This window comes from Rhodococcus globerulus, from assembly GCF_019334125.1.
In the GTDB taxonomy this organism is placed as follows: domain Bacteria; phylum Actinomycetota; class Actinomycetes; order Mycobacteriales; family Mycobacteriaceae; genus Rhodococcus_F; species Rhodococcus_F globerula.
This window is the reverse complement of sequence record NZ_CP079698.1, coordinates 1,583,178-1,601,860: the sequence shown is the minus strand read 5'-3', so window position 1 is coordinate 1,601,860 and position 18,683 is coordinate 1,583,178. Positions and strand designations below refer to the sequence as shown.

At 61.6% G+C, this 18,683-nt stretch carries 20 protein-coding genes; 10 read left to right on the top strand and 10 right to left on the bottom strand.

The window, feature by feature from the left end:
* Positions 1–20: 20 nt before the first annotated feature.
* Entirely contained in the window at positions 21–1,220 is a 1,200-nt protein-coding gene (locus KYT97_RS07170; protein ID WP_219111977.1) for a molybdopterin molybdotransferase MoeA, read from the bottom strand.
* A 117-nt stretch (positions 1,221–1,337) separates the two neighbouring features.
* Between KYT97_RS07170 and moaA the strand changes: the two genes are divergently transcribed.
* The 3 genes from moaA to KYT97_RS07155 all read left to right on the top strand — a co-directional run bounded on the left by moaA (position 1,338) and on the right by KYT97_RS07155 (position 3,799).
* A complete protein-coding gene (gene moaA, locus KYT97_RS07165; RefSeq protein WP_219112867.1) occupies positions 1,338–2,411 on the top strand; it encodes a GTP 3',8-cyclase MoaA in 1,074 nt (357 codons plus the stop codon).
* Positions 2,404–2,661 carry a MoaD/ThiS family protein gene (locus tag KYT97_RS07160; protein WP_080711593.1) on the top strand — a complete coding sequence of 86 codons (258 nt, stop codon included), beginning with the start codon at positions 2,404–2,406 and terminating at the stop codon, positions 2,659–2,661. The genes moaA and KYT97_RS07160 overlap by 8 nt, the downstream gene beginning before the upstream one ends.
* 364 nt (positions 2,662–3,025) lie before the next feature.
* A complete protein-coding gene (locus KYT97_RS07155) occupies positions 3,026–3,799 on the top strand; it encodes a hypothetical protein (RefSeq protein ID WP_219111976.1) in 774 nt (257 codons plus the stop codon).
* A gap of 81 nt (positions 3,800–3,880) precedes the next feature.
* Here the strand turns inward: KYT97_RS07155 and nadE are convergent, their stop codons facing one another.
* A complete protein-coding gene (nadE, locus tag KYT97_RS07150; protein WP_219111975.1) occupies positions 3,881–4,705 on the bottom strand; it encodes an ammonia-dependent NAD(+) synthetase in 825 nt (274 codons plus the stop codon).
* A gap of 33 nt (positions 4,706–4,738) precedes the next feature.
* Here nadE and KYT97_RS07145 point away from each other — a divergent pair, with 33 nt between their 5' ends.
* Entirely contained in the window at positions 4,739–5,293 is a 555-nt protein-coding gene (locus KYT97_RS07145) for a nucleosidase (protein ID WP_219111974.1), read from the top strand.
* Between the two features lie 15 nt (positions 5,294–5,308).
* Here the strand turns inward: KYT97_RS07145 and KYT97_RS07140 are convergent, their stop codons facing one another.
* Together KYT97_RS07140 and KYT97_RS07135 are read right to left on the bottom strand one after the other, a co-directional pair.
* Positions 5,309–6,088 carry an META domain-containing protein gene (locus KYT97_RS07140; RefSeq protein WP_219111973.1) on the bottom strand — a complete coding sequence of 260 codons (780 nt, stop codon included), beginning with the start codon at positions 6,086–6,088 and terminating at the stop codon, positions 5,309–5,311.
* Between the two features lie 36 nt (positions 6,089–6,124).
* Positions 6,125–6,724: a TetR/AcrR family transcriptional regulator gene (locus KYT97_RS07135; protein ID WP_033231103.1), complete on the bottom strand. Its 600-nt coding sequence runs from the start codon at positions 6,722–6,724 to the stop codon at positions 6,125–6,127.
* A 107-nt stretch (positions 6,725–6,831) separates the two neighbouring features.
* On the opposite strand from KYT97_RS07135, the gene KYT97_RS07130 reads away from it, so the two are divergent.
* Positions 6,832–7,398 carry an NAD(P)H-dependent oxidoreductase gene (locus KYT97_RS07130; RefSeq protein WP_033231102.1) on the top strand — a complete coding sequence of 189 codons (567 nt, stop codon included), beginning with the start codon at positions 6,832–6,834 and terminating at the stop codon, positions 7,396–7,398.
* Between the two features lie 75 nt (positions 7,399–7,473).
* Here the strand turns inward: KYT97_RS07130 and KYT97_RS07125 are convergent, their stop codons facing one another.
* Positions 7,474–8,313, bottom strand: a complete 840-nt coding sequence (locus KYT97_RS07125) for a siderophore-interacting protein (RefSeq protein WP_116101514.1) — start codon at positions 8,311–8,313, stop codon at positions 7,474–7,476.
* A gap of 302 nt (positions 8,314–8,615) precedes the next feature.
* Here KYT97_RS07125 and KYT97_RS07120 point away from each other — a divergent pair, with 302 nt between their 5' ends.
* The 3 genes from KYT97_RS07120 (at position 8,616) to nrdE (ending at position 11,568) form a co-directional block, all read left to right on the top strand.
* Positions 8,616–8,846 carry a redoxin NrdH gene (locus KYT97_RS07120; protein ID WP_033231100.1) on the top strand — a complete coding sequence of 77 codons (231 nt, stop codon included), beginning with the start codon at positions 8,616–8,618 and terminating at the stop codon, positions 8,844–8,846.
* A 101-nt stretch (positions 8,847–8,947) separates the two neighbouring features.
* Positions 8,948–9,427 (top strand): class Ib ribonucleoside-diphosphate reductase assembly flavoprotein NrdI, encoded by a 480-nt coding sequence (nrdI, locus tag KYT97_RS07115; protein ID WP_033231099.1) that lies wholly within the window; start codon positions 8,948–8,950, stop codon positions 9,425–9,427.
* On the top strand, positions 9,385–11,568 hold the full coding sequence (gene nrdE / locus KYT97_RS07110; protein ID WP_033231098.1) for a class 1b ribonucleoside-diphosphate reductase subunit alpha: 2,184 nt from the start codon (positions 9,385–9,387) through the stop codon (positions 11,566–11,568). The genes nrdI and nrdE overlap by 43 nt, the downstream gene beginning before the upstream one ends.
* A gap of 70 nt (positions 11,569–11,638) precedes the next feature.
* Here nrdE and KYT97_RS07105 read toward each other — a convergent pair whose 3' ends face one another.
* Both KYT97_RS07105 and KYT97_RS07100 read right to left on the bottom strand, forming a co-directional pair.
* Positions 11,639–11,851 carry a type II toxin-antitoxin system antitoxin gene (locus KYT97_RS07105; RefSeq protein ID WP_020969285.1) on the bottom strand — a complete coding sequence of 71 codons (213 nt, stop codon included), beginning with the start codon at positions 11,849–11,851 and terminating at the stop codon, positions 11,639–11,641.
* A 12-nt stretch (positions 11,852–11,863) separates the two neighbouring features.
* Positions 11,864–12,781 carry an SPFH domain-containing protein gene (locus tag KYT97_RS07100; RefSeq protein ID WP_033231097.1) on the bottom strand — a complete coding sequence of 306 codons (918 nt, stop codon included), beginning with the start codon at positions 12,779–12,781 and terminating at the stop codon, positions 11,864–11,866.
* A 171-nt stretch (positions 12,782–12,952) separates the two neighbouring features.
* Here KYT97_RS07100 and nrdF point away from each other — a divergent pair, with 171 nt between their 5' ends.
* A complete protein-coding gene (gene nrdF / locus KYT97_RS07095; RefSeq protein ID WP_033231096.1) occupies positions 12,953–13,918 on the top strand; it encodes a class 1b ribonucleoside-diphosphate reductase subunit beta in 966 nt (321 codons plus the stop codon).
* A gap of 89 nt (positions 13,919–14,007) precedes the next feature.
* Here the strand turns inward: nrdF and KYT97_RS07090 are convergent, their stop codons facing one another.
* The 3 genes from KYT97_RS07090 to KYT97_RS07080 are packed head-to-tail and all read right to left on the bottom strand — an operon-like array spanning position 14,008 to position 16,583.
* Complete coding sequence (locus tag KYT97_RS07090) at positions 14,008–14,484, bottom strand: NUDIX hydrolase (RefSeq protein WP_219111972.1); 477 nt, start codon at positions 14,482–14,484, stop codon at positions 14,008–14,010.
* A 4-nt stretch (positions 14,485–14,488) separates the two neighbouring features.
* A complete protein-coding gene (locus KYT97_RS07085; protein WP_219111971.1) occupies positions 14,489–15,553 on the bottom strand; it encodes an iron-siderophore ABC transporter substrate-binding protein in 1,065 nt (354 codons plus the stop codon).
* Positions 15,554–15,590: 37 nt separating this feature from the next.
* A complete protein-coding gene (locus KYT97_RS07080; protein WP_033231093.1) occupies positions 15,591–16,583 on the bottom strand; it encodes an ABC transporter substrate-binding protein in 993 nt (330 codons plus the stop codon).
* Between the two features lie 359 nt (positions 16,584–16,942).
* Here KYT97_RS07080 and ctaD point away from each other — a divergent pair, with 359 nt between their 5' ends.
* Positions 16,943–18,676 carry an aa3-type cytochrome oxidase subunit I gene (gene ctaD, locus KYT97_RS07075; protein WP_072782333.1) on the top strand — a complete coding sequence of 578 codons (1,734 nt, stop codon included), beginning with the start codon at positions 16,943–16,945 and terminating at the stop codon, positions 18,674–18,676.
* Positions 18,677–18,683: the final 7 nt, after the last annotated feature.

Below are 18,683 nucleotides of genomic sequence, written 5' to 3'. Positions count from 1 at the left end.
AGCGTTTCAGTTCCAGCGTTTCAGTTCCAGGCAGAGAGCGGAATGACGCTTACCGGTGTTCCGGCATCAAGTTCGGTGACGTCGGCTGGAATGTCGAGAAGCACGTCCGCCCAGGCCATCATGGCAACAAGATGGGAGCCGGTGCCGGACACCGGTTCGACGCCCTCGCCGGAGCGTCGTCCGCGGAGGAACTGGCGCTTGCCGGGGATTGATCGCAGCGCGGCAGTCAAGGGGCGACGTTCGGATGCGATGGGTGGCAGTCCGGCGGCGCGTCTGATGTTCTCGCGTGCAAACACTTCGAACGACACCATTGTGCTCACCGGGTTTCCGGGGAAGCTCAGTATCGGAACCTCGTTGACCACAGCTGAGCCCTGCGGACCGCCCGGCTGCATCGCGACGTGACCGAACGCAGCACCGAGGGGTTGCAGCGTTTCCTTCACGACCTCGAAGTCGCCCATGGACACACCGCCGGAGGTGAAGACAAGGTCTGCGACAGATGTTGCGTACGAGAGTAATTCGCGGAACACATCCGGATCGTCGGTGCTGCGGGCGATGGATACGACGTCGGCCCCGTTGGCGCGGGCCAAGCTCGCCAGGGCGGGCCCGTTGGAGTCGTAGATCTCGCCGGGGTTGAGTTGTGTTCCTGCGCTTTTTAATTCGGCGCCAGTAGTGATGACGGCGACCCGTGGCGGTGTGTATGTGATGACAGTTGCTGCGCCGACGGCCGCGAGTGCCGCGATGTGCCGCGGTTCCAGGCGAGTGCCTTCTCGAACCAGGAGCATGCCAGCCGTGATGTCGCTTCCGCGTTCACGGACGAACTCTCCGGCGGCGCGTCCACGGTTGATCGTGACGGCGTGCTTCGAGACGCCGGTGGTGTCTTCGACTGGGATGACGGTGTCTGCGCCTTCGGGCATGGGCGCGCCGGTCATGATCCGAAATGCCGAGCCCGCGAGATGCTTCGGGGGAGTGCCACTACCCGCTGCGAGAACTCCTCGGACAGCGAGTGTGACGGGCGTGTTGCGTACAGACTCGGCGTCGACGGCGTAGCCGTCCATTTGCGAATTGCGGAACAGAGGCAGATCGACAGGGGAGGTGACGTCCGCCGAGACTATCGACCCCAGCGCCTCGGTGAGGGGCAGGGCGGTGGGTGCCAAAGTGTGCAACGCGGCCAGCAATCCGGATACGTGCTCTTGATGGTCTTCGACGGAACGTGCGCTCACAGCGATAGCCTCGACATGGTCCGATTCTAGATGGTCTGGTTCCAGGTCGAGTGATACGAGTGACACTTCCCGTTGCCCGCTGCGCCATACTGGAGTGATGTGGAACCTGGTGCAGCGATGACTCCGGTGGTGGTGGGGATCCCCACTGTCCGGAGCAGTTCTGTCCGTGGCAATCCCGCGTCGATGACGGGCCGGCCTGACACCGACGTATTGATCGACAAGTTCGGGCGCGTTGCCCGTGACTTGCGAATCTCGATCACCGAAAAGTGTTCACTGCGTTGTACATATTGCATGCCCGAGGAAGGCCTGCCGGTCATTCCCGCTGAAGATCTGTTGTCCACCGAAGAGATTGTTCGCGTTGTAGGTATCGGAGTCGATCGTCTCGGCATTCGAGAAGTTCGTTTTACCGGCGGCGAACCGTTGATGCGCAAAGATCTCGAGAAGATTATCTCCGGCTGTGCTGAGCGTGTTCCCGGAATTCCTTTGGCAATGACTACTAATGCCGTCGGATTGGAACACCGCGCGCAGCAATTAGCGGCAGCCGGATTGACCCGCGTCAATGTCTCTTTGGATTCAGTGGATCGCGCGCACTTTGCAGAACTGACGCGCCGCGACAGACTGCCGTCGGTGTTAGCGGGAATTCACGCTGCGGCGCGAGCAGGTCTGGCTCCACTGAAAGTGAACGCTGTTCTTATGCGTGAGACGTTGAGCGGGGCGGCGGAGCTTCTCCACTGGTGCGTGGACGCCGGCGTGGAATTGCGATTCATCGAGCAGATGCCCCTCGACGCCGATCACACGTGGGCGCGAGAGAACATGGTGACCGCCGAGGAACTTCTCACCGTATTGGGCACTCGATTCAATTTGACCGCGATCGGGCGTGACGACCCCAGTGCGCCGGCCGAGGAATGGAAAATCGACGGCGGTCCGGCGACGGTGGGAATTATCGCTTCGGTGACTCGATCTTTTTGCGCCGACTGCGATCGGACACGTATGACAGCCGAGGGAACTATTCGGTCATGTCTGTTCAGCGATCGTGAAGTGGACCTGCGAGCAGCACTGCGTTCAGGCGGCGGTGACGATGAGATCGCTGATCTGTGGCGGGGCGCAATGTGGAACAAGTGGGCAGGTCATGGGATTGCGGCAGAAGGCTTTGTGCCGCCGGAGAGAAGTATGGGTGCAATCGGTGGCTGATTCGGAATCGATGTCGGTTCGATACTTCGCTGCAGCCGCAGACGCTTCGGGGTGTCGTAGCGAGACACTCGCGCTGCCGCATTCAAGCACGCTCGCTGATCTTGTTGCTGTTCTGTCTGACAAATACGGCCCCGACATGAAGCGCGTTTTGTCCGTTTCTGCGTATCTCGTCGGCGAGGAATTGACGCGTGATACCGGTCGCGTCGCGGGGCCTGCGGTAGACATTTTGCCGCCTTTCGCGGGCGGCTAGAGCTGTCGATCAAAATAAACCTCAAAATTCTTTTACGGTTTACTGTCGCTGACAGGTACCGACCTAAATGATGAGATCGGATGTCCTAAGGGGCCCGGTATGACGTGTTGATCCGATTTACGATGCAGCTTCGTTGTGCTGGTCAGCGCATTTTACCTCGGTGTTCGACTGACATTTGATTGTCGTTCTGATTAGTCGGAATTGTCTGACTGAACTCATACTTTTGGGGGATGTAACGTTTTCGGTACCCTGGTAGATGCGTCATTCACATGAATGACAAAGGAATTTCCGGGACGAAATTTTCACCAAATTCATGTGTTACCTTTTGTCGTAATTCCCCCCGTGAATGGTGAAAGGTACTTACATGTCCCGCAATTCCACACGTCGTCTCGGTTTCGCTTTTGCTCTGGTAGGCGCAGCAGCGCTGACGGCTCCGGCACTTGCCGGAGCGACCACCGGCTCACTCGGTTCTTCCGATGCCCCCGCCGCAGGCTTCACCTGCTCGGCACTGTCGACCGAGACAACCCCCAATGGCTGGGGCATTCCGTTCGACGACGAGAAGAACCAGCTTGCCTTCTACTCGGATACCAGCGTCATCGATGACGACGGCTCGCTGAAGCTGGAGATCGTCAAGGCCACCCCTGACAACCGTTCGGCGTGGTATCACTCTGCAGGCTCGATCCCGCTCGCCGATGCGGCCAAGAACGAGATCGGTTTCGCGGAAAAGGCAGCCACGTCGCAGACTTCGTTCCAGTTGCGTCTGACCGGTACAACGAACGCAAAGGAAGGCGAGAACGGTTTCGCGACGCTGTACTGGGTAGCAAACGGAAACGACTCCGTTGGCACCGCCACCGGCGGAACGCACACCAATATCCAGGACGGCAAGTGGATCAGCACCCGCGACATCGAAGGTGCGCCCAAGAACGTTCCGTCCGATCTTGACGACATCATCGCAGGCAACCCCGACGCCACGATTGAGCACTACGGCGTAAGCGTCGGACGCGGGGACATCGGCACCACCACGTACGTCGACGCCGTGAAGTTCAACGGTTGCACCACGAACTTCGCGAAGAAGGACGAGCCTGCCGGCGCGTTCGGCAGCCTGAGCGACATCTTCGGCAGCCTGTCGGCCAGCTGATATTTTCCCGAATCACACACGCGGCGCCCACCTTCCTTTCGGGGGGTGGGCGCCGCGTGCATGTAGGTGGGGCCTGGCCGGCTAGCGCCACCAGGTGTCGAGCGGGGTAACCGGAACGGTCCGCTTGTGACGGGTGTTCAGGTACATCTTCTCGAGTTTGTCGGATACCTCCGTGGAGACGTCCTTGCCTTCGAGGTAGTCGTCGATCTGCGCGTAGGTAAGGCCAAGCGCCACCTCGTCGGGGAGGGCGGGGCGGTCGTCTTCGAGGTCTGCGGTGGGCACTTTGCGCCACGTGCTCTCGGGCGCGCCCAGTTCCTGCAACAGTGCGGCGCCCTGCCTCTTGCTCAGGCCGGTCAGCGGGGTGATGTCGACTCCGCCGTCGCCGAACTTGGTGAAGAATCCCGTGATGGCCTCGGCAGCGTGATCGGTGCCGATCACGATGTACCCCAATTGGCCGGCGACGGCGTACTGGATCATCATGCGCTCCCGAGCTTTGATGTTGCCGCGCACGAAGTCTCGCAGTTCACCGTCGCCCAGGGCCTCGGAAGCTTCACGGGCTGTGGCGTCGGCTCCGGGCTTGACGTTGACGGTCAGGCTGCGGTCGGGCTTGATGAAACCGAGCGCGATCTGCGCGTCGGACTCGTCGGCCTGCTCGCCGTACGGCAATCGAACGGCAACGAACTCGGCGTCGTGGCCCTCCTCACGCAGTTCTGTCACCGCGCGCTGAGCGAGCGCACCGGTCAGTGTGCTGTCCTGCCCACCGCTGATGCCCAGCACGTATCCCTTGGCAGGAGTGGACAGCAGATAGTCCTTCAGGAACTGAACCCTGGTGCGGACTTCGGCCGCCGGCTCGATGGACGGCTTCGCGCCCAGTTCGTCGATGATGCTCTCGCGCAATGTGGCCATGAGGGAACTTTAGCGACCGGTATCGTCTCGCGCATGAGTGCGAAGAAAGTTCTGGTGGTCAGCGCAACCAAGGCGGAGGCGGCGTACGTTCCGCAGGAGTTCGAGTTGGTGATCACCGGTATCGGAAAAGTCAGTGCGGCAACGGCAGTCGCGTCGGCGCTGGCACGGTTTCTTCCCGGAGAGTTGCCGTTGGTCGTCAATATCGGCACTGCAGGCGCGCTGCACGTGCATCACGGCGGGCTGTTCGTGCCGGGTGTCGTGATCAATCACGACATCAGCAGTGCGGCGATCAGATCGTTCGGCCACGAGGTTGTGGATCGACTGGTCTTAGTCGACGGCGACGATTCGGTTCTGGCCACCGGCGACGCATTTGTCTCCGACGCGGCCGTCCGGGATGCGCTCGCACAGCGGGCCGATCTGGTGGACATGGAAGGTTTTGCGGTTGCTTACGCGGCGCAGGCCGCCGGTGCTCGGTGCCGGTTGGTCAAGCATGTGAGCGATCAGGCTGACGATTCCGCTCTGGACTGGCCGGCCCAAATCGATGCCAGCGCCCGCGAATTGGGGCGCTGGCTGGCCGAGAACGTCTGAGTCGGACTCGTTCGATCAAGCCTGGGCTGTCAGGATCAAGCCGTTGCCGTCGGGCTTGCGGAGCGTCATGGTTGCGGCGTCGACGGCGACGGTGACCTCACCGTCGAGCACTGTCAGGACGTGCCGTTCGATGTCGGCAACTTCTGGCTCGCACGCCATCCTCGTGGTACCCATCGGGGCGAAGGTGATGGTGGTGTCGGTGACCGTTGCCGACCCCATCATGCGGTTGCATCCGGTGCTGCCGGTGACCGATCCGTCGGCGGCGATCGTGAGTTCCGGCGCTGAGGTTTCGAGTGCCAGGCTCGACGTGATGGCATCGGGAGTGATGAGCGACGTCACGGTCCAGGCAGTGCCCTGAACAGGACGGTCCGGGTCGACGACCTTCTTGTCGGCAAGCGTGACGGTGATCGTGTCGGTGGTGAGGGTGAGTGTGTCACCGGACAGTGTCCAGGACGGTTGCGCGGAGAGGAGCGTTGTCACCCAAGCGTCGGATTCCATGACGGGGGGCTCACACGCCATCATGGTGGTGGCCATCGTGTCGGTGGTGATCTTGCCGTCCGTGAATTCGACTGCGCCGCTCGCTGTATTGCAGCCGGCAGTCGCCGCCACCAGGCCGGGCGTCGTGAAGTCGAGGGACAGTGGGCCGCCGCCGGGAATCGGGGTTCCGTCCACCTGGGTGGAGATGAATACCCGCCCTGCGGGATCGGCGACCGAGTCCGGTGTTTCCGAGTTGCTGGAACAGCCGCTGACGGCTGCGATGGCGAGGAGGCCGAGGACGGCGGCTGCGATGCGCATTGGCTCAGACTAGGCGCTGGAATGTGTTCGAGGTCTTCAACATCGAGTAACGCGCCGGGCAAGATTTTCCCAACCGTCAGCGAGTCTTTCCGTCGTCATCCCGAGGTCGCGAACCTGGTACAGGACCAACGACGCTTCGAGTGGCGCCAATAGTGCCGAAGCGAGAAGTTCCAGATCGCCCTCGACGCCGGCCGTGCGGAGCAGACTGATCACGTGCGCGATGCTCAGCGAGCGGGCCGGGCCACCGAAGCGAAACTCCGGCGCGTTCTCGGCAGCGCGGAGAACGTCGCCCTGGACCTCGACCATGGCGATGCGGGCGCGACCGAAGGCGACCAGTCGGTCTATCGGCGGCGCGCCAGGCCCCAGTGGCGGCGGACCGAACATGAAGGCGTGCTGCAACTCTCGCTCGGTGTGGTCCAGGAGTGCTTGCATCAATCCAGCACGACTGCCGAAGCGGCGAAAGACTGTGCCCTTGCCCACACCTGCGCGGCACGCGACGGCGTCCATGGTGACGGCGTCGACTCCGCGTTCGGCCACGAGCAGCGCTGCGGCGTCGAGCAGAAGTGCCCGGTTACGTGCGGCGTCGCCGCGCTCGGCCGGTTGCGCGCCGATCTGGGGTAGGGGGATTGCGCTCACCCGGTCGAGGTTACATGGCTGCGGAATATAAGTGGACCGTGGTCCGTTTAGGGGGTATAACTTTCAACCAGAGCCGCCCACCGCACCAATCTCGAAGGAATCACCCAATGTCACAGAGCAATGTTCTCGTTCTCGTCGGAAGCCTGCGCGCCGGATCCGTCAACCGTCAGCTCGCCGAGACTGCAGTGTCCGCTGCGCCGGAGGGTGCTGCCCTGACGATCTTCGAAGGCCTCGCCGACGTTCCCTTCTACAACGAAGACCTCGACGTCGAAGGTGCATCGATCCCCGCAGTCGACGCCCTGCGTGCCGCAGCCGGCAATGCCGACGCCTTCCTGCTCGTCACCCCCGAGTACAACGGCACCATCCCCGCTGTCCTCAAGAACGCCATCGACTGGATCTCGCGTCCCTACGGCGCGGGTGCTGTCTCCGGCAAGCCGGTTGCAGTCATCAGCGCATCGCCCAGCGGCAACGGTGCGAAGTGGGCCAACGACGACACGGTCAAGGCTGTCGGCATCGCCGGCGGCAACGTGCTCAGCGATTCCGCTCTTGCTGTCGCCAGCACGTTCGACAAGTTCGGCACCTCGCACGCACGCGAGAACGCTGAGGTTGTCGCACAGGTGTCCAAGGTTGTCGCAGACCTGGTCGACGCCACGAAGACGCTCGTCAACGCATAATCTGTACCAGTTCTCGAACGAGGGTCACGCCGGACAGGCGTGACCCTCGTTTCATGTCAGCCGGGGTCGGCCGCGCTACAGGCCTTCGCGTTCCATGGCGGCGTCGACGGCATCACGAACGGACTCGAAGTCCTTGCCCGCCATCATTGCTGCGCCCATTGCCTCGTCGATGCGCTCCGCGACGAGAGCATAGCGACGTTCCCAGTTCTCCTTGTCGGCGCGCCAGTAACCCATGGTGTGCATGGCGGTCGCGGGGATCTTCAGCGTGTGACGCAGGTAGGCGCGAACCTTGCGCGCTGCTGCGGCCTCGAGTGCGCACCAGACGTATCCGGTGCCGGGAGGTAGGGGATCGGCGGCCAACTCGGTGAGAAGGGAGTCGGCGTCACCGATCCATCGGATGTCGGCGTCGGCTGCGGTCGTGAAGCTCTGCTGCTCGCTCGGATCGGGAATCTGCGCGATCAGCTGTACGGAAATCCCGGCCGGCAGGCTCTCGAGAATTCGGCCGACTGCGGGGAGTGCGGCGTGGTCGGCGAGCAACGTCAGCCACTCGATGTTCTCGGGCGGGCGGAACCATCCGTTGGCGCTCGACAGGTGCACAGTGTCGCCGGGGATAGCCGTCTCGGCCCAGCGCGCCGCCCCGCCGTGTCCGTGCAGAACGAAGTCGATATCGAGCTCGCCGGTGTCCGCGCTCCAGCGGCGCACTGTGTAACTACGCGCGTGTGGGGGCTCGAGTGGGAACCGGACAAGCACCCGTTCGTCGGGTAGGGCACTTGATACGAAGTCGGCCAGGCCGGCGCCGCCGAAGGTGATTCTGCGCATCCCTGGCGTTATCTGCGTTGCCTCGAGAACAGATGCCAGGTGGCGTGGGGCTTCGTCGCTGGGGAGGTCGATCGGGGCTGATTCCACGTCGCTCATGGTAGAGCTGCGGGGTGTTCCGAGACCCGGTCGAGTAGGCGGCGCACATGTGAGCGCCGACACGCCGACACAGCGTGGAATTGGCGCGGAGTTATGGGTGCTGAGCTGGGTCGACCTGGGAATTTCATCTATGTGACTCACAACATCTTCGGTTATGTGATTCTGTCGGCCACTAGGTGTAGTGTCTTGAGCACTGAGAGACCACAACGCGGAACGCCTCGAGCGAAGCTCCGGCAATCGGTCGAATCGGTGCTGAACATCACTACATCGGCCTTTGTTGGCTAAGCGAAAGAGGGACTCTCATGAGCATCACCGTCTACACCAAGCCCGCTTGCGTTCAGTGCAATGCCACCTACCGCGCCCTCGACAAGGCCGGTCTCGAATACGACATCATCGACATCACCGAGGATGCCGAGGCACGTGACTACGTCATGGCGCTCGGATACCTCCAGGCACCCGTCGTGGTTGCCGGTGAAGATCACTGGTCGGGTTTCCGTCCCGATCGCATCAAGACGCTGGCCGTCGCTGCTTGAAGCGCGACCGCGTCGGTGGCCGACGACGCTGTCGGCCCTGTAGTTGAAAGTGTTGAATAGTCGAAAGTTCCGGGCACCGCATGAGGAAATGGTGACAACCGATGACTTCGCTGGTTTATTTCTCCAGCGTGTCGGAGAACACCCACCGATTCGTTCAACGTCTCGGACTGCCTGCGACACGCATACCCATCCATGACCGTGACGGCTCATTTCTCGTCGACGAGCCCTATGTACTGATCCTGCCGACTTACGGCGGCGGGGCAACAGTGACAGGCCGCGACACCAGCTATGTGCCCAAGCCGGTCATTCGTTTTTTGAACAATCCACACAACAGGTCGTTGATCAGAGCAGTGATCGCGGCAGGAAACACCAATTTCGGTGAATCCTTTTGTTACGCAGGAAACATCATTTCCCAGAAATGCCACGTTCCTTTTCTGTACCGCTTCGAACTCATGGGCACTGCCGAGGACGTCGAACGGGTACGAGAAGGCTTGGGGGAGTTCTGGAATCATCTCGAAGCAGAGAAGGAGAACGGGCAGTGGCGCCAACCATCACTGACACGATCGCGGCTGGAAGCGTAGAACGTGACGCACGCGGCGGTGATTCCACCAACGGTCTCGACTACCACGCACTCAATGCCATGCTCAACCTGTACGGCGCAAACGGCGAGATCCAGTTCGAGATGGATGTCGCGGCGGCCCGTCAGTACTTCCTGCAGCACGTCAACCAGAACACGGTGTTCTTCCACAATCTCGACGAGAAGCTCGACTACCTCGTCGAGGAAAACTACTACGAGCCTGAGGTTCTCGATCAGTACTCACGTACGTTCGTGAAGTTCCTGATCGATCACGCGTACTCCAAGAAGTTCCGCTTCCCGACGTTCCTGGGCGCGTTCAAGTACTACACGTCCTACACGCTCAAGACGTTCGACGGAAAGCGCTACCTCGAGCGTTTCGAAGACCGCGTGTGCATGGTGGCCCTGACGTTGGCTGCCGGCAACGAAGATCTGGCCGTCGAACTTGTCGACGAGATCATTGCCGGTCGCTTCCAGCCCGCAACCCCCACGTTCCTCAACTCCGGCAAGAAGCAGCGCGGCGAGCCCGTTTCCTGCTTCCTCCTGCGCATCGAAGACAACATGGAGTCCATCGGGCGCTCCATCAACTCGGCTCTGCAGCTCTCCAAGCGTGGCGGCGGAGTTGCGTTGCTGCTCACCAACATTCGTGAGCACGGTGCGCCGATCAAGAAGATCGAGAACCAGAGCTCGGGTGTCATCCCGATCATGAAGCTCCTCGAGGACTCGTTCTCGTACGCAAACCAGCTCGGAGCGCGTCAGGGTGCCGGTGCCGTCTACCTGCACGCACACCACCCCGACATCTACCGCTTCCTCGACACCAAGCGTGAAAACGCCGACGAGAAGATCCGCATCAAGACGCTGTCGCTCGGCATCGTGATCCCGGACATCACGTTCGAGCTGGCGAAGAAGAACGAGGACATGTACCTGTTCTCGCCGTACGACGTCGAGCGCATCTACGGCGTTCCGTTCTCCGACATCAACGTCTCCGAGAAGTACTACGAGATGGTCGACGACAAGCGAATTCGCAAGTCCAAGATCAAGGCTCGCGAATTCTTCCAGACCGTCGCAGAGTTGCAGTTCGAATCGGGCTACCCGTACATCATGTTCGAGGACACGGTGAACAAGGCCAACCCCATCGAAGGCAAGATCACGCACTCGAACCTGTGCTCGGAGATCCTGCAGGTCTCCACGCCGTCCGAGTTCAACGAGGACCTGACCTACAGCCACGTCGGCAAGGACATCTCCTGCAACCTCGGTTCGCTGAACATCGCGAAGACCATGGACTCGCCCGACTTCGCCAAGACCATCGAGGTCGCGATCCGCGGCTTGACCGCGGTGTCGGATCAGACGCACATCTACTCCGTGCCGTCGATCGAGCAGGGCAACAACGACTCTCACGCCATCGGCCTCGGCCAGATGAACCTGCACGGCTACCTTGCTCGTGAGCGAATCTTCTACGGCAGCGAAGAAGGCATCGACTTCACGAACATCTACTTCTACACCGTGTTGTTCCACGCTCTGCGGGCATCGAACCGGATCTCCATCGAACGCGGTTCCTACTTCAAGGGCTTCCCGCAGTCGAAGTACGCGTCGGGTGAATTCTTCGACAAGTACACCGACCAGGTGTGGGAGCCGGCCACGGAGAAGGTTCGTGGACTGTTCGCCGCCGCCGACCTTCACATTCCGACGCAGGACGACTGGCGTGAGCTGAAGGCGTCGGTGCAGAAGCACGGCATCTACAACCAGAACCTGCAGGCCGTGCCGCCCACCGGTTCGATCTCGTACATCAACTACTCCACCAGTTCCATCCACCCGGTGGCATCGAAGATCGAGATCCGCAAGGAAGGCAAGATCGGTCGCGTCTACTACCCGGCGCCCTACCTGACCAACGACAACCTGGAGTACTACCAGGATGCCTACGAGATCGGGTACGAGAAGATCGTCGACACCTACGCTGCCGCAACGCAGCACGTCGACCAGGGCCTGTCCCTGACCTTGTTCTTCAAGGACACCGCCACCACCCGCGACATCAACAAGGCGCAGATCTACGCATGGCGTAAGGGCATCAAGACGCTCTACTACATCCGTCTGCGTCAGCTCGCACTCGAAGGCACCGAGGTCGAGGGCTGCGTTTCCTGCATGCTGTAAAGGGCTCCGCCCCCGTGCGCCTTTTTGGTAGTAACCACTACCGGAAAGGCGCACGGGGGCATTTTCTCTGTTAGGACGGCGGCCGGCCGGGACCATGCATCTTGCCGGCGTTCTTCGGCATTCGGCCGTGCTCGGTGAGCGCCCGTCGGAGTAGGAATTCGATCTGGGCATTGGTACTTCGGAGGTCGTCGGCGGCCCAGCGGGCAAGAGCGTCGTGCACCGCCGGGTCCAACCGAAGAAGGATCTTCTTCCGCTCTGATCTCGGAGCTGGATCCGTGGCCATGTGGCCTTCCCTTTACTGGTAGAGCGAACCGGTGTTGAGCACCGGTTGTGCGTCGCGGTCACCGCACAGCACGACCAGAAGGTTACTGATCATCGTGGCCTTGCGTTCCTCGTCGAGTTCGACGACGTGCTTTTCCTCCAGCTGCTTGAGTGCCATGTCCACCATCGACACTGCGCCTTCGACGATCTGAGTCCGGGCTGCGATGACAGCGCCCGCCTGTTGGCGGCGCAGCATCGCGCTGGCGATTTCCGGTGCGTAGGAAAGCCGGTTGATGCGGGTCTCGATCACTTCGACCCCTGCCGCCCGCACGCGGGCGTGAACTTCCTCCGACAGCGTCGTTGTAATGATGTCGGCGTTCTCCCGCAACGAGACTCGGCCTTCGGCGTCGTACGGGTAACTGCCGGCGATGTGGCGTACAGCTGCCTCGGTCTGAACCGAGACGAACTCCTCGTAGTCGTCCACCTGAAATGACGCGAGCGCGGTGTCGGCCACCTGCCAGACGACAACGGCCGAGATCTCGATGGGGTTGCCGTCGGCGTCGTTGACCTTGGACTGGCCGGTCTCGTGGTTTCTGATGCGGGTGGAGATGGAACGACGCACGGTCAGCGGGTTTGTCCAGCGCAGTCCGGGGGTGCGCAATGTGCCGCTGTACGAACTTCCCAGGAATTGCAGAACACGCGCCTGGTTCGGCTGCACCAGTGTCAGGCCGATCAGTGCGGGGAGTGACGCGAGGAACAGCACCACTCCGATCGGGATCAGCGCTATGAGTCCGAGGAGCCCTCCGACAACAGCCAGGGCGATTCCGCCGAGGAACAGAATCAATCCGCCGAGGAGCATCCAACTGCCCGACAGGTCCCAACCTGGGCGTTCGGCGATTGTGGTGGTGGCAACTCCGGTTGGTTTCTCGGCCACGGTGGGCGTGCTGGTCATGTGAGACTCGCTTCCTCATCGGTAAGTGATATTTAATTGATATCACATTTTTCGCGTTGGCGGGTGGGCGCGTACGACACATCTTGTTGTGTTGGCGTCTGGAGTCGGACACAACGGGTAGTGTTCAGGCAAGCCAACATTCGGCAGTATCTCTCGCGCTAGGTAGGAATCATGGTCAAGCTGGTCAGTCGCGTTTCCGCAATCAACTGGAATCGCGTCCAGGACGAGAAGGACGCCGAGGTGTGGGACCGCCTCGTCAGTAACTTCTGGCTGCCCGAAAAGGTGCCGGTCTCCAACGACATCCCGTCCTGGGGGACTCTGACCGCGCCTGAGCAGCAGCTCACGATGCGCGTATTCACGGGTCTGACGCTGCTCGACACCATTCAGGGAACCGTCGGCGCCGTCAGCCTCATCCCCGACGCCATCACTCCACACGAAGAAGCGGTGTACACCAACATCGCCTTCATGGAATCGGTGCACGCCAAGAGCTACAGCTCCATCTTCTCGACGCTGTGCTCCACGCCCGACATCGACGACGCCTTCCGCTGGTCGGAGGAAAACCCGAACCTGCAGCGCAAGGCTCAGATCGTTCTCGACTACTACAACGGTGAGTCGCCGCTCAAGCGCAAGGTCGCGTCGACCCTGCTCGAGAGCTTCCTCTTCTACTCGGGCTTCTACCTGCCGATGTACTGGTCCTCGCGGGCCAAGCTCACCAACACGGCCGACCTCATCCGCCTCATCATCCGCGACGAGGCCGTGCACGGGTACTACATCGGCTACAAGTACCAGAAGGGCCTCGAGCAGCTGTCCGAGGCAGAGCGCGAAGAGCTCAAGAACTACACGTTCGAGCTTCTCTTCGAGCTGTACGAGAACGAGGTCGAGTACACCCAGGATCTCTACGACGAGGTCGGACTGACCGAGGACGTCAAGAAGTTCCTGCGTTACAACGCGAACAAGGCGCTCAACAATCTCGGTTACGAAGGCCTGTTCCCGAAGGACGAGACGGACGTCAATCCGGCTATCCTGTCGGCACTTTCACCCAACGCCGACGAGAATCACGACTTCTTCTCCGGCTCGGGCAGCTCCTACGTCATCGGCAAAGCCATCAACACCGAAGACGACGACTGGGACTTCTAGAGCGACGCGCTCAGGATTTCTAGCCCCTGACAACTGAGCCCGATTCCTGCACACGCGGGAATCGGGCTTTTGTTGTCGGTAGGGGAGGGTTAGCTCGCCGAGAACCAGGCTTCTGCCTTGTCCTGCAACGCTTTTTCCAGACGCAGGCGCGACGTGTCGGTCAGATCCGACGGCAGGTTGTCGGGCTCGAACCACGCAACCTCGAGATTCTCGTCGTCCGCGACATGCGCGTCGCCGCCCGTCCAGCGGGCCAGGAAACAAACGTCGAGATACTGCGTGATATCCCCGTTGGGGTACGTAATGGGTTCTGTGACATCAACACTCGTGATGCGAACCAACTCCGCGTCGACGCCCGTCTCTTCCTTGGCTTCGCGAACGGCAGCCGACGCGGGTTCCTCGCCGGGCTCGAGAACGCCGGACACCACTGCCCACAATCCGTTGTCGGCGCGGCGGGTGAGGAGCACGCGGCCCTCGTCGTCGCGGATGACGACACTGACTCCGGACAGCCACAGTGGCGCGTGACCGATTTTTTCGCGCAACTCGACAATGAACTCAGGGATCGGCATCGCGTCAGCTCGCGTATCCGTTGAGGGTGTGCTGAAGGTCGTCGAGAACCGCGCGCGCGGCAGTCATACCGTTGCCGTTCCAGATCTCGTCCTCGGCGACGAAGACACGGTTCCCGGAGGGCGCTCCCAGATCGTGCCACTGGTCGCTCTTCATCACCTCGGTTCCGTACTTCAGTCCGTTCGGACCGTCGAACAGCACGTAGATCAGATCCCCTTCGGCGGCGCTGAGATCGTCGGCGGGAACCTCGGCGGTCACGGTGTCGGTGAGTCGTTGTGCCGGAGGCCGGCGCACCCCGACATCGCTCAGAATCTGACCCGAGAACGAGGCGGGGCCCTCGATGTTCAGCGAGTCCGAATCGAACCGCACCACAGATGCCTGCGTCTGCGCCGAATTGAGAGACTCGCCCAGTTCCCGAGCGTCCCGTTGGTAACCGTCCAGAGCGGCTGCTGCTGCGGCGGATCGGCCGAGAGCCTGGCCGGCCAGAGCGAACTGCGACTTCCAGTAGACCGGGTCGGAACCGGCAAACACTGTCGGGGCGATCCCGGTCAGTTGCCCGTACAGGTCCGCCGACGCCGGGCTCGATCCGAGAATCAGATCCGGTGCTGCTGCCTTGATTGCAGTGATATCGGGCGCGCTTACCGGGCCGACGCTCGGAATCTCCGAAATGCCGAAACCGAGGTACGACGGCTGAGGTGAATCGACGCCCGTCGCGGCGCCCACCACACGTTCCCACAATCCCAATGCACACACCGCGTCCATCGACGCACTGTCGAGCACAACGATGCGCGCAGGATCCGAAGGAACCTCGGCCGTGCCTGCCGTGTGCGCGACCTGTCGCGTCACCGTGGGTCCGGCTCCGGCGTCGGCCGCCGTCGGGGTGGGGCACGCGCTCGCCGTATCGCGCGCGAGCCCCATGACACCGGCTCCGGCGATTGACGTCGTGGTCCGCACGATGCTGCTGGCGATGTCGTCGGAGGTGTCCGACGAACAACCACTCAATACAAGGAGTGTGGCTGCGATGCCGAGTATCGAGACGCGGCGGAGAGTGGTGCGGGAGAGAACGGTCAAGTCGACGGCTTCCTGTGTGGGCGGGCGCCGCTTTAGGTTAGCTGCTCGACTTGTCCACTCCGAACGTGTCCGCGAGGTCGTCCAGAATCAGGTGCGCGCCCTGAATACTGACCGGAGACATCCACTCCGAATCGTCGACGTCGACGGTACGGCCACGCAGAGTTTGCCACAGCGGACTCGTGAGGAACGGCTTCGCGGCTTCGGCGCTCTTGCCCTCGGGATCTTGCCACGTGCTGACGAAGATGACGTCGGCGTCGGCCTCGTTGATCAGCTCTGGACTGATCTTCATCATGATATTGCCCGGGTCGGCAGGATCGGGGCCCTGGTTGCTCGGGCGGGCGAGGCCGGCGTCCTCGAGGACGATGCCGCTGAACGAGGTGGTGCGGTACAGGCGTGCTGTCGGTTCGCCGGCAAAGCGGACGACGGAGATGACCGGGTTGTTCGCGGCCTTGTTGACGGCGCTTCCGACGGCGGCCGCACGCGCTTCGTATTCGCCGATCTTCTGCTCGGCAAGATCTTCCTTGCCGAGGGCCTCACCGACGAGTCGGATGTTGGCCTTCCACGTCGGTCCCGTTGTCTGGGTGAACACGGTCGGGGCGATTGCGGAGAGTTGTTCGTAGTTCTTGCCGTCGCGGACTTCGGCCGAGATGATCAGATCGGGCTGGAGCGCCGCGATCTTCTCGAGGCTTACGGCGCCGACTGTTCCGACGGAAATTGCGTCGGCTGCGAACTCGTCGCGGGTTGATCCGAGGTAGTCGGGCAATCCCGGCTCGCGGTAGTCGACGTATCCCACGAGGGGTGACTCGAGGAGCAGTGTGGCGTCGGTGAAGCTGTTGTCGAGCGCAACGACTCGCTTGGGCTGCGACGGAATCTCGGTGCTACCGCGGAAGTGTTCGATCGTGCGGGGAAATGCCCCCGGTTCGGTCGACGTCGCGGTGGTGTCCGGCTCGTCACTCGAACATGCGGGGACGATCAACGCCAGGGCGGCAACGACGGAAATCGCCGCGGTTCGGCGAGCAAAGTGTTTCACGGGTACTCCTGTACTAGGTTAGGCAAGCCAGACCTTAACAACCGGACCGAACAACGGGACAGTTCGGGCTTCGACTCCCTGGCGATGCGAAATCAGGGTGCGACACGCCGCAACACGAGATCACACTCGTCACTTCGGGAACATAAACCGCAGGTCGATCGTTTAGTGGGAGCCAAAACGGTCCCTCGAGTACGACGCTGAGTAGGACCGGGTCGCGAGGCGTCACGGTCACGGTCTACGATTCGATGAGCGCAAGCCAGAAGCCGTTTCCCGCACGCCGGGAAATGGACCCTGCGGCGCGACCAAAGGCTCTGTCGAAGGAGTCTGCGGAGCGACCAAAGGCACATTCAGGAGGATCAGTGACTGCCGTAGCGCCCCAGCCAGTCCCCGCGATAGCTGCAGCCAGGCCTTACCCGCCGCGGCAGGGACCCAAGGGCTCATTCATTTTCAAGATGATCACGACCACCGACCCCAAGGTGCTCGGAATCATGTACTTGGCGACTTCCATCGCCTTCTTCCTCATCGGTGGCCTCATGGCACTGATGATGCGTGCCGAGCTAGCTGTGCCCGGCATGCAGTTTCTCTCGAACGAACAGTTCAACCAGCTGTTCACCATGCACGGCACCATCATGCTGCTGCTGTACGCGACGCCGATCGTCTTCGGCTTCGCCAACTACATTCTTCCGCTGCAGATCGGCGCGCCCGACGTTGCGTTCCCGCGTCTGAACGCGTTCAGCTACTGGCTGTACCTGTTCGGTGCGATCATCGCGACGGCCGGATTCGTGACCCCCGGTGGCGCAGCCGACTTCGGTTGGACCGCCTACACCCCGTTGACGAATGCACTGCATTCTCCGGGCGTCGGCGCTGACCTCTGGATCATGGGCCTCGCTGTCGGTGGTCTCGGCACCATCCTCGGTGGCGTCAACATGATCACCACCGTGATCTGCCTGCGTGCACCCGGTATGACCATGTTCCGCATGCCGATCTTCACCTGGAACATCTTCATCACCAGCATTCTCATCCTGCTGGCGTTCCCGCTGCTGACCGCTGCACTGCTCGGCCTGTTCGTCGACCGACATCTGGGTGGTCACATCTTCGACCCGGCAACAGGCGGTGTGTTGCTCTGGCAGCACCTGTTCTGGTTCTTCGGTCACCCCGAGGTGTACATCATCGCGCTGCCGTTCTTCGGCATCGTCTCGGAGATCTTCCCGGTCTTCAGCCGTAAGCCGATCTTCGGCTACAGCGGTCTGGTGTATGCAACGCTCGCCATTGCAGCTCTGTCGATCGCCGTGTGGGCGCACCACATGTACGCAACCGGCGCAGTTCTGCTTCCGTACTTCTCGTTCATGACGTTCTTGATCGCAGTGCCGACAGGCGTGAAGATATTCAACTGGATCGGAACGATGTGGAAGGGGCAATTGACCTTCGAGTCGCCGATGCTCTTCTCGATCGGCTTCCTGATCACCTTCCTCTTCGGTGGTCTGTCGGGTGTCATCCTCGCGAGCCCGCCGCTCGACTTCCACGTCACGGACAGCTACTTCGTGGTTGCCCACTTCCACTACGTGGTCTTCGGCACCGTTGTGTTCGCCACCTACGCCGGTATCTACTTCTGGTTCCCGAAGATGACCGGCCGCATGATGGACGAGCGCCTCGGCAAGTGGCACTTCTGGACCACGTTCGTCGGCTTCCACGGCACGTTCCTCGTGCAGCACTGGCTCGGCGCCGAAGGCATGCCGCGTCGCTACGCCGACTACCTGCCGTCCGACGGCTTCACGTCGCTGAACACGGTCTCGACAATCTTTGCCTTCGTACTCGGTGCCTCGACGCTGCCGTTCATCTGGAACGTCTTCAAGAGCTACCGCTACGGCGAAGTTGTCACGGTCGACGACCCGTGGGGTTACGGAAACTCGCTCGAATGGGCAACCAGTTGCCCGCCGCCGCGTCACAACTTCACCGAGTTGCCGCGCATCCGCAGCGAGCGTCCGGCATTCGAACTGCACTACCCGCACATGGTTGAGCGGATGCGCGCAGAAGCGCACGTCGGCCCCGGCCACAACAGTAAGAACGACGCCCTCGAAGGCAGTTCTCACTAAATGAGCA